This is a genomic window from Kitasatospora sp. SC0581, from assembly GCF_048159585.1.
Taxonomy (GTDB): Bacteria; Actinomycetota; Actinomycetes; order Streptomycetales; family Streptomycetaceae; genus Kitasatospora.
This window is the reverse complement of record NZ_JBLRWA010000003.1, coordinates 200,088-213,288: the sequence shown is the minus strand read 5'-3', so window position 1 is coordinate 213,288 and position 13,201 is coordinate 200,088. Positions and strand designations below refer to the sequence as shown.

Here is a 13,201-nt window from a genome sequence, read left to right as displayed (position 1 = left end):
GGCTCAGCGCTCGACGGCCTTGGCGAGGATCTCCGGGGTGCGGTCCAGCAGGCGGGCCGCCGCGAGGCGGACGCCGAGGGCCGCGACCAGGGCGCCGTACAGCGGGCCGACCAGCAGCACCGGCCAGCTCGGGCCGTCGGAGACCAGGGCCCAGGCGAGGTAGCCGCCGACCGGCAGCGCCAGCAGGGCGACGCCGAGCATCGAGCCGAACTGGTTGAGCAGGATCAGCCCGCCCTGGCCCGGGGCGGCGTTGCGCATCGGGTTGCTGTCGGCCGGCATGGTGTACGGCGCCAGGACGCTGAACATCGCGCCCAGCGCGATCCCGCAGCCGAGCAGCGTCAGCGCCAGGCCGAGCGCGGACGGCAGCTCGCTCCACCGGCCGGTGACGGCCGCCAGGACCAGCCCGAGCAGCAGCGTCACGGGGACGGCGTACGACAGCACCGCGTACGCCCGGCCGCGCAGCTCGGAGCGGGCGTCGGCCGGGGTGCGCAGGGTGGCGGCGACCATCCAGAACGCCGAGCCGTCCATGCCGAACAGGTTGAGCATCTGCAGCCCGAGGAACACCCCGGTCATCGCCAGCAGGTAGACGCTCGCCCAGCCCTGGACCATCGACAGCACGCAGATCACCAGCGTCATCCCGATGCTGGTGAACAGCGCCGCCTTGGCCCGCGGCTCGCGCCAGGCGTACCGCAGGTGCCGCTGCATCACCGCGCCGGTCCGGCCCTGGGGCAGGAACCGCCAGCCGCGCGAGTCCTGCACCCCGCGGGCGACCTCCAGGGTGGAGGAGTCGGCGGTCACCATCAGCTCCTGCAGGCTCCGCCGCCACCAGCGCAGCAGCAGCGCCAGCAGCGCGGCGGCCGCGGCGAGCTGGAGCAGCGCCAGCCCGTACCGGCCCTCGCCGGCGGTGCGCGGCGCGTCCGCCGCGCTGATCGGCGGGATCCAGCGCAGCACGGAGGCGATCGGCTTGAGCGGGCTGAGGTCGATCGGTCCGCCCCGGCGGCCGAGGATGCTCTGCGAGCCGACGTTGGCGACCTGCACCAGGAGGGCGAAGGCCAGGCCGCCGAAGATCGCGAAGTCCTTGCCGCGCCGGCTGGAGAGCATCCGGGCGTTGCCCGCCGCGACCGCCCGGGAGAGCGTGACCAGGCAGAGCAGCGCGAGCGGCACGCCGAGCACCGCGACCGCGGCCGAGGCGCCGCCGGTCGCGCCGGCCAGCACCGCGGCGGTCACCAGCACCAGGCTGACCAGCGGCCCCGGTCCGATCAGCGCGGCCAGCAGGGTGCCGCGCAGCAGCGGGCCGGGGCGCAGCGGCAGCATGGTCAGCCGGGTCGGGTCGGCGCTCTCGTCGCTGGAGAAGAGGAACAGCGGCAGCGCGGCCCAGCTCAGGGTCAGCACGCCGAGCAGCATCACCCCGGCGTCCCCGGAGCCCGCGTAGCGCCCGTTCAGCGCGGTCATGGCGACGGCGACGCCGGCCGCGAGGGCCAGGCCCGCGACGCCGCCGATCACGTAGACGGTGGTCCGGCCGGGGCTGCGCCGCAGCCCGTTGCGCAGCAGCCGCAGCTTGAGCGCCACCAGGGCACGGACCACCGTCCGCCCGTCGGGCACCGGGGCATTGTTCACAGGGTGCCCCCGGCCTGCCCGCCGCCGAGCCAGCCGAGCGCCTGCCCGTCGTCCTCGCGGACGCCGATCAGCTCCAGGAAGGCCTCGTGCAGGCTGCGCCCGCCCCGGACGGAGTCCAGCGGCCCCTGGGCTATCACCTGCCCGGCGTTGACCACCGCGACCCAGTCGCAGAGCTGCTCGACCAGTTCCATCACGTGGCTGGAGAAGATCACCGTGGAGCCGGCCGCGGCGTACCGCTTGAGCACGCCGCGGATGGTCTGGGCGGAGACCGGGTCGACGCCCTCGAAGGGCTCGTCCAGGAACAGCACGTCCGGGTTGTGCAGCAGCGCGGCGGCCAGGCCGATCTTCTTGCGCATGCCGGTGGAGTAGTCGGCGACCAGCTTGTCGGCGTCCCGGCCGAGGTCCAGGACGGCCAGCAGCTCCTCGGCCCGCCGGTCCACCTCGGCGCCGGGCAGACCGCGCAGCCGCCCGGTGTACTGGAGCAGCTCGCGCCCGCTGAGCCGCTCGAACATCCGCAGGCCCTCGGGCAGGATGCCGATCCGGGCCTTGACCGTGACCGGGTCCGCCCACACGTCGGCGCCGTGCACCAGGACGGTGCCCTGGTCGGGCCGGAGCAGCCCGGTGACCATCGACAGCGTGGTGGTCTTGCCGGCACCGTTCGGCCCGACCAGGCCGATGAACGCCCCGGCCGGCAGCTCCAGGCTCAGCCCGGCCACCGCGGCCTGGGGGCCGAAGTGCTTCCAGAGCCCCCGGATGCTGACGGCGGACGGGGTTCCCGGCCCGGAGAGGTCGGGGGACGGCGGCGCTGACGCCTGCATGGCGGCCTTCTCTGCTCGTGGTGGTGGACGTCGTCGTGGTGCGGGTCTCTCCGGGCTCAGCCTGTCACCGTGCGGACCGGCTGTCGCCCGAGTTGAGCATCCCCTGAGAGTGTCCGCCGAACGGGTGAGGCACGCCGCCCGTTTTCCTCGTCCGGGCGACTACTGGGCCGATTTGGCAACTACTCAGTTCGGCTGTTCGTCCTGCACTATGAGGGAGCAGTGACGTGCGCGGGGGTGCCGCGCTACCGGGAGGTGGCGGATGTCCGTACAACCATGGGGCGAGCCTGGTTCCGGCTATCCGCCCGGCAGGCCGGCGGGTGGCTGGCAGCCGGCGCCCGCGCCCGCGGTGGCGTCGCAGGCCGCGATGCGGGCGGGCCACGCGGACCGGGACCGCACGCTGGACGTGCTCAAGGCCGCGTTCGCCGAGGGGCGGCTCACCGTCCAGGAGTACGAGCAGCGCCACGAGGCGGTGGCCGCCGCGCAGACCTACGGCCAGCTGGCCGTGCTGGTGGCCGACCTGCCCTCGGGGCCGATGACGGCGCCGCCGCCCACCGCGGCCACGCCCGTTCCGGCCACCTTCATGCCGGTCCCGCCGCCGCCCCAGGCCCGCCAGACCAACGTGCTCGCCGTGGTCTCCCTGGTGGCCGGCCTGGTCGGCCTCTCCGCCCCCGCCGTGGTCACCGGCCACATCGCCCGCGCGGAGATCCGCCGCCGCAACATGGACGGCGACTGGGCGGCCGTCCTCGGCCTGGTCATCGGCTACCTGGGCTGCGCGTTCTGGACCCTGATGATCCTGATCGGCATCGCCTGAGGCGGGCCCGCCCGGGCGGCCCGGGGGCGGTTCGTCCATCTTCCCGATGGGGTCTTCCTCAGGCGTAGGACCTATGATGCCCGGGGCTGCCGCCGTGCGCCCGGAAGCAGTACGGTCTCCGTCACCGGCCGACGCCGAAGGGTGGGGCGGGCCGAGCGAGCGACCACGAGCTGAGGACCGTTACCAGTGACAGTCAGTGCCCAAGAGGCCTCCAGGATCCCGCCGATCGGAGGGCGTCCGCTGATCCCGGGATCCGCGCGCCGCTCCGCGGCTCGGCTCTGGACGTCGGCCCCGGCACTGCTCGCGGGTGAGGCCCTGATCGCCTTCCTGGCCGCACTGGTGCTCCCCGTGATGGCGAGCAAGTTCCACATGGACCCGCTGGACCGGATCGCCCAGGTGAGCGGTCTCGCCGCGCTGCAGCTGCGGTTCGCGGTCATCGGCTTCCTCCTGCTCGGCGCGGTCGTGCTCGCGATGCGCTTCCGCTCGGGCCGGCACTTCGGCCTGGTGGCCCGGTTCTCCGCGGCCGCCATCGCGGGCCTCGCCAGCGGCTTCGTGGCGGCCGGCGCGGTGATGGCGCTGCTCGGCACGCCCTGGCCGATGTTCGGCCTGAACGGCGACAGCGGGCGCATCGTCGAGTGGGCCCACGCCCTGGCGAACGGCCAGCCCTCGGGCTCGGCGGTCTACCCGCCGGCGCCGCTCTACACCCTGGGCTACTACGCCGAGTGGTTCCGCGGCGGCAACACCGCGTACGCCTTCAAGGACCTGCAGATCCTCGGCGCCGCCGCGTTCGGCCCGCTGGTCTACCTGTCGTGGCGGATGCTGCTCAGCCCGGTCCGGGCGCTCGCCTTCGGCGTGCTGCCGGCCTTCGCCCTGATCGACGCCTACAAGCCGTACAGCCAGACCGTGCTGGTCGTCCTGGTGCCCGTCCTGGTCGCCGTGGTGGTGCACCTGCGCCGGAGCGGGACGGACGGCTGGCGGCTGCTGCTGCTGAAGGCGGCCGGCTTCGGCGCGCTGCTGGGCCTGCTGTTCCTCACCTACTCCGGGTGGTTCCTGTGGAGCGCCATCGGCGTGGTGGTCGCGGCGCTGGCGTACTTCCCCTGGCGTGACAGCCGGCTCAAGGGCCTGGTCTACCTGGCCGCCACCGTGGGCGCGTTCCTGCTGGTCTGCGGCAGCTACCTGGTGACCATGCTGACCGACGGCCAGGACACCAAGGACCCCAACTTCCGCTTCGACAACTTCACCGACCCGGCGTACTTCCTGATGTGGCGCACGGACATGCCGGGCAAGGTGGGGGACTGGCCGATCCCCGGCGAGTTCGGCGGCATGGACCTGTTCGCCGTGGTGATGTTCGTCGCACTGGGCGCCGCCCTCTGGCTGGGCATCCGCAAGCCGGTGGTCGTCACCATCAGCTGCATGTTCGCGAGCGCCTGGGTGATGCGGATGTACATCGCCTCGCACATGTACGAGACGCAGACGGTCCAGCTCTACACCCGGACCAACAACCAGCTGCTGTACTGCGGCCTGCTGCTGTGCGCCCTGCTGGTCCACCTGGTGTCGCTCCGGCTGGCCGAGCACCGCCGGGTCGCGGGGGCCGACGGGACCGGGGAGGCCGCCGGGACCGGGGGACTCGCCGGAACGCCCCTGCCGGGCCCGCAGGCGGCCGTCGTCGGTACGCTGTTCGCTCTCCTCTTCCTGTTCGGTACGGTCTCGTCGTCGATGTCGGACCGCTACCTGCCGGCCAAGGAGAACACCTACCGCATCCTGCCGTGGGTGTCGCACACCGTGCAGAACCTCGACGGCACCTGCCCGAAGTTCGCGCCGGGTGGGCACTGCTCCAAGACCGGTGACCAGTCATGGCTCAGCATGATCAAGTAACCAGTTCCCGCCCATGAGCCCGAACTGACCCCGAAGGCCCAATCCTGATGATGATCACCGCCGTCAAGAGCCTCGCCGACCGGCTCGTCTCCTCGCCGAGGCGTCTGTGGGCAGTGGCTTTCGCGATCCTGTTCGCCCTGAGTGCGTCCTGGTCGATCGCCACCCCGATCGGCGCCTCGCCGGACGAGCACGCCCACCTCATCCGGGCAGCGGCCGTCGCCCGGGGGCAGGTCGAGGGCCGCGAGGTCATGGTCCCGCACCTGGTGGGCGGCATCGAGGGCCAGTTCGCCGAGACCGGGGTCGAGCTCCCGCGGATCTACCAGGAGCTCAAGGACGTCAACTCCTGCTACGTCTTCAAGCCCGAGACCCCGGCCTCCTGCGCGCCGCGGCTCATCGACCGGCCGGGCGAGGCCCTGGTGACCACCGCGGCCGGCCGCTACCACCCGGCGTACTACTTCGCGGTGGGCTGGCCCAGCCTCCTGGTCCCGGGGGCGAAGGGCTTCTACCTGATGCGCCTGATGTCGGCGCTGATCTGCTCCGCCCTGGTGGCGAGCGCGGTGGTCTCGGCGGCCGAGTGGCGGCGGCGGTCCTTCACCCTGCTGGGCACGGTCACCGCGGCCACGCCGATGGCGCTGTTCCTGTTCGGCATGGTCAACCCGAGCGGTCCGGAGATCGCGGCGGGCATCCTGGTCTGGAGCGCCGGGCTGCCGATGCTGATGAACCCGGACCCGCACCTGCTGAACCGTCGGCTGGCCCGGCTGGGCATCGGCGCGCTGGTGCTGATCAGCATCCGCCCGCTGGGCATGATCTGGTTCGCCGGGGCCCTGTTCTTCGCGCTGCTGCTGAGCCAGAAGGGCGCGGTGCGGGAAGTGGTCCGCCGCAAGGTGACCTGGCTCTGGGGCGGCCTGGGCGCCGCGTCCGCCGTCGCGGCCCTGGCCTGGTCGTCGAGCCACCCGGACAACTCGATCATCAACACCCCGAGCGACCTCACCCCGCTGGCCGCGGCCCGGAAGACCTTCGACTTCGGCCTGCTGTACATGAAGCAGATGATCGGCTACTTCGGCTGGCTGGACGCCGAGGCGCCGGCCGCGACGCTGCTGGTCTGGTGCGGGGTGGTGCTCGCCCTGGCGATGTTCGCGCTGTGCTACGCCCGGTTCCGGGACGCCCTGGCGATCGTCGGGGTGATGGTCGGCATCGTGGTGATACCGATAGCGGCTCAGGCCATGCAGGCGCGCCAGCTGGGCATGATCTGGCAGGGCCGCTACCTGCTGCCGTTCGCCGTCGGGCTGCCGATCCTGTGCGCCGCGATCTGCCACGAGCGGCTGCCCTGGGGCGGCTTCGCCTGGCGCCGGCTGCTGGTGATCTCCGGCTTCTCGCTGTCCCTGGTCAACGCCGCGGCCTTCCTCTGGGCGCTGCGCCGCAACACGGTCGGCAGCACCGGCCCGCTGCTGATCAACCCGGCGCACTGGTCCCCGCCCGGCACCTGGATGCTGTGGCTGGCCGTGTACACCCTGGCCGCGCTCGCGCTGGGGCTGTTCGCGGCGGTGTCGGACAACCGGGACCGTCCGCTGCCGCAGTCGGCCGGGGCGGCCGACGGCGGTGCCGCGCAGGATCCGCCCCGGCTCGCCGGGGCCCACGCGGAGGCGTAGGGTCGCGGTGCGGGGGCTGCCCGGTTGTGGTAGGGAGCCCCGCCCCGGCCCGGTTCCCGGGCCGCTTCCGGTGCCGGCCCCGCGACCTGCGGCGTTGCATTTGTTTTGACCGAGCCCGATGCGCTAGGTACGCTCTGACCTTGTGCCTGGGGTGTCCCCGGGTCCTTGTGCGTGCATGCACACCGGTCGCCGCGCCGAGCCGGAGCGCTTCCCAGCGTCCCGCGCGTAGAGCGCCGTCGCTGTACAGCAGCCATGGGATTCCGTGTCGTAACAAGCCCAACACACCCGACCGCGTGGGTCGACCACGGGGCCGTGTGTGAGGGGAGACACCGCAGGTTAGTTCCACCAAGCCTTGGCACACAGAAAACGGAGAAACGGTGCCTACGATCCAGCAGCTGGTCCGAAAGGGCCGGCAGGACAAGGTCGAGAAGAACAAGACTCCCGCGCTGAAGGGTTCCCCGCAGCGCCGTGGGGTCTGCACGCGTGTGTACACGACCACCCCGAAGAAGCCGAACTCGGCTCTCCGCAAGGTCGCCCGTGTGCGCCTCACCAGCGGGATCGAGGTCACCGCTTACATCCCGGGCGAGGGCCACAACCTGCAGGAGCACTCCATCGTGCTGGTGCGCGGTGGTCGTGTGAAGGACCTTCCTGGTGTCCGCTACAAGATCATCCGCGGTTCGCTTGACACCCAGGGTGTCAAGAACCGCAAGCAGGCTCGCAGCCGCTACGGCGCCAAGAAGGAGAAGTAAGAATGCCTCGTAAGGGCCCCGCCCCGAAGCGCCCGGTCATCATCGACCCGGTTTACGGCTCCCCGGTCGTCACCCAGCTGGTCAACAAGATCCTGCTGCACGGCAAGCGTTCCACCGCTGAGCGGATCGTCTACGGCGCCCTCGAGGGCGTCCGTGAGAAGACCGGCTCGGACCCCGTCGTGACGCTGAAGCGCGCGCTGGAGAACGTCAAGCCGGCCCTCGAGGTCAAGTCCCGCCGTGTCGGTGGCGCGACCTACCAGGTTCCGGTCGAGGTCCGTCCGGGCCGCGCCAGCACCCTGGCGCTGCGCTGGATGGTCGGGTACTCCCGCGCCCGTCGCGAGAAGACCATGACCGAGCGCCTGATGAACGAGATCCTCGACGCCAGCAACGGCCTGGGCGCTTCCGTGAAGCGTCGCGAGGACACCCACAAGATGGCCGAGTCCAACAAGGCCTTCGCGCACTACCGCTGGTAGTCCGTACCCCGTCACTAGACAGAGAGAGAACGAGCCACAATGGCTGCAACCTCCCTTGACCTCGCCAAGGTCCGCAACATCGGGATCATGGCGCACATCGACGCGGGCAAGACCACCACCACCGAGCGGATCCTGTTCTACACCGGTGTGTCGTACAAGATCGGTGAGGTCCACGATGGCGCTGCCACCATGGACTGGATGGAGCAGGAGCAGGAGCGCGGCATCACGATCACGTCGGCCGCGACGACCTGTCACTGGACGGTCGACGACGCCGACCACACCATCAACATCATCGACACCCCGGGTCACGTCGACTTCACCGTCGAGGTGGAGCGTTCGCTGCGCGTCCTCGACGGTGCCGTGACGGTGTTCGACGGTGTCGCCGGTGTCGAGCCCCAGTCCGAGACCGTGTGGCGGCAGGCTGACCGCTACGGCGTCCCGCGCATCTGCTTCATCAACAAGCTGGACCGCACGGGCGCGAACTTCTTCTTCTGCGTCAAGACCATCGTGGACCGCCTCGGCGCCACCCCGCTGGTCATGCAGCTCCCGATCGGTGCCGAGTCGGACTTCCAGGGCGTTGTCGACCTGGTCCGCATGAAGGCGCTGGTCTGGTCCGCCGAGGCCGCCAAGGGCGAGATGTACGACATCGTCGACATCCCGGCCGAGCTGCAGGAGCAGGCCGACGAGTACCGCGAGGCGCTCATCGACACGGTCTCGAACGTCAGCGACGAGATCATGGAGCTCGCCCTCGAGGGCGAGGAGATCCCGGTCGAGCTGCTGCAGGCCGCGATCCGCAAGGGCACCCTGAACTCGGACTTCACCCCGATCTTCTGCGGTACCGCCTTCAAGAACAAGGGCGTTCAGCCCCTGCTCGACGCGGTCGTCAAGTACCTGCCGTCCCCGCTGGACATCGAGTCCATCGAGGGCACCAAGCCGGGCGACGACAGCGTCAAGATCTCCCGCAAGGCCTCGGACGACGAGCCGCTCGCCGCGCTCGCGTTCAAGATCATGTCGGACCCGCACCTCGGCAAGCTCACCTTCGTCCGGGTCTACTCGGGCCGCCTGGAGTCCGGCACCTCGGTGCTGAACGCCGTCAAGGGCAAGAAGGAGCGCATCGGCAAGATCTACCGCATGCACGCGAACAAGCGTGAGGAGATCGACTCGGTGGGCGCCGGCGACATCATCGCCGTCATGGGCCTGAAGCAGACCACCACCGGTGAGACGCTGTCCGACGAGAAGAACCCGGTCATCCTGGAGTCCATGGACTTCCCGGCCCCGGTCATCCGCGTCGCGATCGAGCCCAAGTCCAAGGGTGACCAGGAGAAGCTGGGTGTTGCCATCCAGCGTCTCGCCGAGGAGGACCCGTCCTTCCAGGTCAACACGGACGAGGAGACCGGCCAGACCATCATCGCGGGTATGGGCGAGCTGCACCTCGAGGTGCTGGTCGACCGTATGCGCCGTGAGTTCAAGGTCGAGGCCAACGTCGGCAAGCCGCAGGTCGCGTACCGCGAGACCATCCGCCAGGCGGTCGAGCGCATCGACTACACCCACAAGAAGCAGACCGGTGGTTCCGGTCAGTTCGCCAAGGTGCAGATCGCGATCGAGCCGCTCGAGCAGGCCGAGGGCTACGAGTTCGTCAACAAGGTCACCGGTGGCCGCGTTCCGCGGGAGTACATCCCGTCGGTCGACGCCGGTTGCCAGGAGGCCATGGAGTTCGGCATCCTCGCCGGCTACCCGCTGCAGGGTGTCCGCGTGAGCCTGCTGGACGGCCAGTCGCACGACGTCGACTCCTCCGAGCTCGCGTTCAAGATCGCCGGCTCGATGGCCTTCAAGGAAGGCGCGAGGAAGGCCAAGCCGGTCCTCCTCGAGCCGATGATGGCCGTCGAGGTCACCACGCCCGAGGACTACATGGGCGACGTGATCGGCGACATCAACTCTCGCCGTGGCCAGATCCGGTCCATGGACGAGCGTCACGGTGCCCGCGTCGTCACGGCGCTGGTGCCCCTCTCCGAGATGTTCGGCTACGTCGGTGACCTGCGCAGCAAGACCTCTGGTCGCGCGAGCTACTCGATGCAGTTCGACTCGTACGCCGAGGTTCCGAAGAACGTGGCGGACGACATCATCGCCAAGGCCAAGGGCGAGTGACGTCCCGATAATCGGGACGATTGCGAAGCCTTAGGCTATTCGGAGGCGTCTCGGGAGGATCCGGTCGGATCCTCCCGGGAGCCTCCGGCCCCCCCACCAGCGGGACGGCACGGGATGTCCTCCGGGCAACCCGCACCAAAACCGATCAAAGACCAACTGGCGTCAGCACGGCGTACAGGAACTGTCCTCAGGAGGACTCAGTGGCGAAGGCGAAGTTCGAGCGGACGAAGCCCCACGTCAACATCGGCACCATCGGTCACATCGACCACGGCAAGACCACGCTGACCGCGGCCATCACCAAGGTGCTGCACGACGCGTACCCGGACCTGAACCCCTTCACGCCGTTCGACCAGATCGACAAGGCCCCGGAGGAGCGTCAGCGCGGTATCACCATCTCGATCGCGCACGTCGAGTACCAGACCGAGGACCGTCACTACGCGCACGTCGACTGCCCGGGTCACGCCGACTACATCAAGAACATGATCACCGGTGCCGCCCAGATGGACGGCGCCATCCTGGTGGTCGCCGCCACCGACGGCCCGATGCCGCAGACCAAGGAGCACGTCCTCCTGGCCCGCCAGGTCGGCGTTCCGTACATCGTTGTCGCCCTGAACAAGGCCGACATGGTGGACGACGAGGAGATCCTGGAGCTCGTCGAGCTCGAGGTCCGTGAGCTGCTCTCCGAGTACGAGTTCCCGGGCGACGACCTGCCGGTCGTCCGCGTCTCCGCGCTGAAGGCCCTCGAGGGCGACGCCGAGTGGGGCCAGAAGCTCCTCGGCCTGATGAAGGCTGTCGACGAGAGCATCCCGACCCCGGCCCGCGCCGTGGACCAGCCGTTCCTGATGCCGATCGAGGACGTCTTCACGATCACCGGTCGTGGCACCGTCGTCACCGGTCGCATCGAGCGCGGCATCCTCAAGGTCAACGAGACTGTCGACATCATCGGCATCAAGGAGACCAAGACCACCACCACGGTCACCGGCATCGAGATGTTCCGCAAGCTGCTCGACGAGGGCCAGGCCGGTGAGAACGTCGGTCTGCTGCTCCGTGGCATCAAGCGCGAGGACGTCGAGCGCGGCCAGGTCATCATCAAGCCGGGTTCGGTCACGCCGCACACCGACTTCGAGGCCCAGTCGTACATCCTGTCGAAGGACGAGGGTGGCCGTCACACCCCCTTCTTCAACAACTACCGCCCGCAGTTCTACTTCCGTACCACGGACGTGACCGGCGTCGTGACCCTCCCCGAGGGCACCGAGATGGTCATGCCGGGCGACAACACCGCCATGACGGTCGCGCTGATCCAGCCGATCGCCATGGAGGAGGGCCTGAAGTTCGCCATCCGTGAGGGTGGCCGCACCGTCGGCGCCGGCCAGGTCACCAAGATCATCAAGTAATTGACGATCTGACCTGCCTGCCTCGTACAGGCTCGTCCGAAGGGCCCCGCGCACCGCACGGTGCGCGGGGCCCTTCGGCGTCTCATGGGCAGTTCACCGGAGCGCACCGCCTTTCAGCGGCCGCTCATCGCAGACTGTTATGGTCGGGCCACCATCCAGCCCGCCGTCGCGGAAAGTGGGACCAACGCATGTCAACGGCACCGCTGTTGTCGGTCGTGATGCCGATCTACAACGAGCAGGAGGCGCTCCCGCTGACCGTCGAACGGCTGCGGCCGATCCTCGACGGGCTCGACGTGGCCTACGAGGTGGTCGGGGTGGACGACGGCAGCACCGACGTCACCCCGGTGCTGATGCAGAAGATCCGCCAGGACTGGCCGGAGTTCCGCATCGTCCGCTTCGCCCGCAACTCCGGGCACCAGGCCGCCCTCACCGCCGGCATCCACCGCGCCCACGGCGACTACGTGGTCTCCATCGACGCCGACCTCCAGGACCCGCCGGAGAAGATCCCCGAGATGCTGGAGCTCGCCCGCGAGCAGCACCTGGACATCGTCTACGGCGTGCGCGGCGACCGCGGCACCGACACCTTCTTCAAGCGGCACACCGCCGGCGGCTACTACTGGCTGATGCGCAAGCTGGTCGGCAAGCGGATGCCCAACCAGGCCGGCGACTTCCGGCTGCTCAGCCGGGCGGCGGTGGACGCGCTCAAGGCGATGCCCGAGCACCAGCCGGTCTACCGGCTGCTGGTGCCGTGGCTGGGCTTCCCCAGCGGCGAGGTGGTCTACGTGCGCGAGGAGCGGGTCGCGGGCAGCACCCACTACCCGCTCTCGAAGATGCTCCGGCTCGCGCTGGACAGCGTCACCAACTTCTCCGCCGCCCCGCTGCGGCTGGCCACCTGGCTGGGGCTGTTCAGCTTCCTGGTCTGCCTCCTGCTGGCGATCTACACCACGGTCGCGTACGCCGTCGGCTCCACCGTGCCCGGCTGGTCCTCGCTGTTCATAGGGATGCTCTTCATCGGCGCCGTGCAGCTGGTCTGCGTCGGCCTGCTCGGCGAGTACGTCGGCCGGATCTACTCGGCGGTCCAGGCCCGGCCCGCGTACTTCGTCGGCTACGACTCCGCCGAGGAGCAGGACCGGTACGGTACGGGCGCGTGAACGAGACCCTCTCCGCGGACCGGGGCGAGCGCGACGAGCCCGCCGGGGCGGCCCGGCCGGTCCGCCGGCAGCTGCCGTCCTTCCTGGTCATCGGGGTGCTGAGCACCCTCTTCTACCTGGCCCTGTTCGTCCTGCTGCGGCTGGTCGCCTCCTCGCAGACGGCCAACCTGGTGGCCCTGGCGGTCAGCGCGGTGGCCAACACCGCGGCGAACCGCCGCTTCACCTTCGGCATCACCGGCTCGGACGGCGCGGTGCGCCACCAGCTCCAGGGCGCGGTCGCGTTCCTGATCGGGCTGGGCCTCAGCAGCGGCGCGCTGGCGCTGCTGGACGCGGCGCTGCCGCACGCCTCCCGGGTGGTCGAGGTGGCCGGGCTGGTGGCGGCCAACGGCCTCGCCACGGTGGCCCGGTTCGTGCTGCTCAAGCTGTGGGTCTTCCGGAGGAGCTGAGCCCGGCGCGCGGCCGGCGGCCGGTACGACGACGGAGGGGACGCGTGCCGCTGCACGCGTCCCCTCCGTGGGT

11 protein-coding genes are annotated in these 13,201 nt (G+C 70.2%); 9 read left to right on the top strand and 2 right to left on the bottom strand.

Features of this window, described 5'->3' with window-relative positions; translation table 11 throughout:
• Window positions 1–3: 3 nt before the first annotated feature.
• Window positions 4–1,602 carry a transporter gene (locus ACLWS4_RS07220; RefSeq protein WP_375876151.1) on the bottom strand — a complete coding sequence of 533 codons (1,599 nt, stop codon included), beginning with the start codon at window positions 1,600–1,602 and terminating at the stop codon, window positions 4–6.
• A gap of 11 nt (window positions 1,603–1,613) precedes the next feature.
• Window positions 1,614–2,435: an ABC transporter ATP-binding protein gene (locus tag ACLWS4_RS07215; RefSeq protein ID WP_416873598.1), complete on the bottom strand. Its 822-nt coding sequence runs from the start codon at window positions 2,433–2,435 to the stop codon at window positions 1,614–1,616.
• 259 nt (window positions 2,436–2,694) lie between these two features.
• On the opposite strand from ACLWS4_RS07215, the gene ACLWS4_RS07210 reads away from it, so the two are divergent.
• The 9 genes from ACLWS4_RS07210 to ACLWS4_RS07170 all read left to right on the top strand — a co-directional run bounded on the left by ACLWS4_RS07210 (window position 2,695) and on the right by ACLWS4_RS07170 (window position 13,128).
• Window positions 2,695–3,246 (top strand): DUF1707 and DUF4190 domain-containing protein, encoded by a 552-nt coding sequence (locus ACLWS4_RS07210; RefSeq protein WP_375876152.1) that lies wholly within the window; start codon window positions 2,695–2,697, stop codon window positions 3,244–3,246.
• Between the two features lie 186 nt (window positions 3,247–3,432).
• Window positions 3,433–5,121, top strand: coding sequence for a hypothetical protein (locus ACLWS4_RS07205; RefSeq protein WP_049649028.1), 1,689 nt, complete (start codon window positions 3,433–3,435; stop codon window positions 5,119–5,121).
• 47 nt (window positions 5,122–5,168) lie between these two features.
• The gene (locus ACLWS4_RS07200; protein WP_049649029.1) at window positions 5,169–6,770 is read left to right on the top strand and encodes a DUF2142 domain-containing protein; all 1,602 of its coding nucleotides are present in this window, start codon (window positions 5,169–5,171) and stop codon (window positions 6,768–6,770) included.
• 377 nt (window positions 6,771–7,147) lie between these two features.
• Window positions 7,148–7,519: a 30S ribosomal protein S12 gene (gene rpsL / locus ACLWS4_RS07195; RefSeq protein ID WP_014144289.1), complete on the top strand. Its 372-nt coding sequence runs from the start codon at window positions 7,148–7,150 to the stop codon at window positions 7,517–7,519.
• A 2-nt stretch (window positions 7,520–7,521) separates the two neighbouring features.
• Window positions 7,522–7,992, top strand: a complete 471-nt coding sequence (gene rpsG / locus ACLWS4_RS07190; protein ID WP_030055803.1) for a 30S ribosomal protein S7 — start codon at window positions 7,522–7,524, stop codon at window positions 7,990–7,992.
• A gap of 39 nt (window positions 7,993–8,031) precedes the next feature.
• Window positions 8,032–10,137, top strand: a complete 2,106-nt coding sequence (gene fusA / locus ACLWS4_RS07185) for an elongation factor G (RefSeq protein ID WP_049649030.1) — start codon at window positions 8,032–8,034, stop codon at window positions 10,135–10,137.
• A 200-nt stretch (window positions 10,138–10,337) separates the two neighbouring features.
• The gene (gene tuf, locus ACLWS4_RS07180; protein ID WP_049649031.1) at window positions 10,338–11,531 is read left to right on the top strand and encodes an elongation factor Tu; all 1,194 of its coding nucleotides are present in this window, start codon (window positions 10,338–10,340) and stop codon (window positions 11,529–11,531) included.
• Between the two features lie 188 nt (window positions 11,532–11,719).
• Window positions 11,720–12,682 (top strand): glycosyltransferase family 2 protein, encoded by a 963-nt coding sequence (locus ACLWS4_RS07175; protein ID WP_049649032.1) that lies wholly within the window; start codon window positions 11,720–11,722, stop codon window positions 12,680–12,682.
• Window positions 12,679–13,128 (top strand): GtrA family protein, encoded by a 450-nt coding sequence (locus ACLWS4_RS07170; protein WP_416873597.1) that lies wholly within the window; start codon window positions 12,679–12,681, stop codon window positions 13,126–13,128. Before ACLWS4_RS07175 ends, ACLWS4_RS07170 begins: the two co-directional genes overlap by 4 nt.
• Window positions 13,129–13,201: the final 73 nt, after the last annotated feature.

Bases quoted from the DNA above. Each gene is read 5' to 3' on its own strand.
- ACLWS4_RS07215 (WP_416873598.1), bottom strand. From the start codon at position 2,435: ATGCAGGCGTCAGCGCCGCCGTCCCCCGACCTCTCCGGGCCGGGAACC.
- ACLWS4_RS07210 (WP_375876152.1), top strand. From the start codon at position 2,695: ATGTCCGTACAACCATGGGGCGAGCCTGGTTCCGGCTATCCGCCCGGC.
- ACLWS4_RS07200 (WP_049649029.1), top strand. From the start codon at position 5,169: ATGATGATCACCGCCGTCAAGAGCCTCGCCGACCGGCTCGTCTCCTCG.
- rpsG (WP_030055803.1), top strand. From the start codon at position 7,522: ATGCCTCGTAAGGGCCCCGCCCCGAAGCGCCCGGTCATCATCGACCCG.
- fusA (WP_049649030.1), top strand. From the start codon at position 8,032: ATGGCTGCAACCTCCCTTGACCTCGCCAAGGTCCGCAACATCGGGATC.
- ACLWS4_RS07175 (WP_049649032.1), top strand. From the start codon at position 11,720: ATGTCAACGGCACCGCTGTTGTCGGTCGTGATGCCGATCTACAACGAG.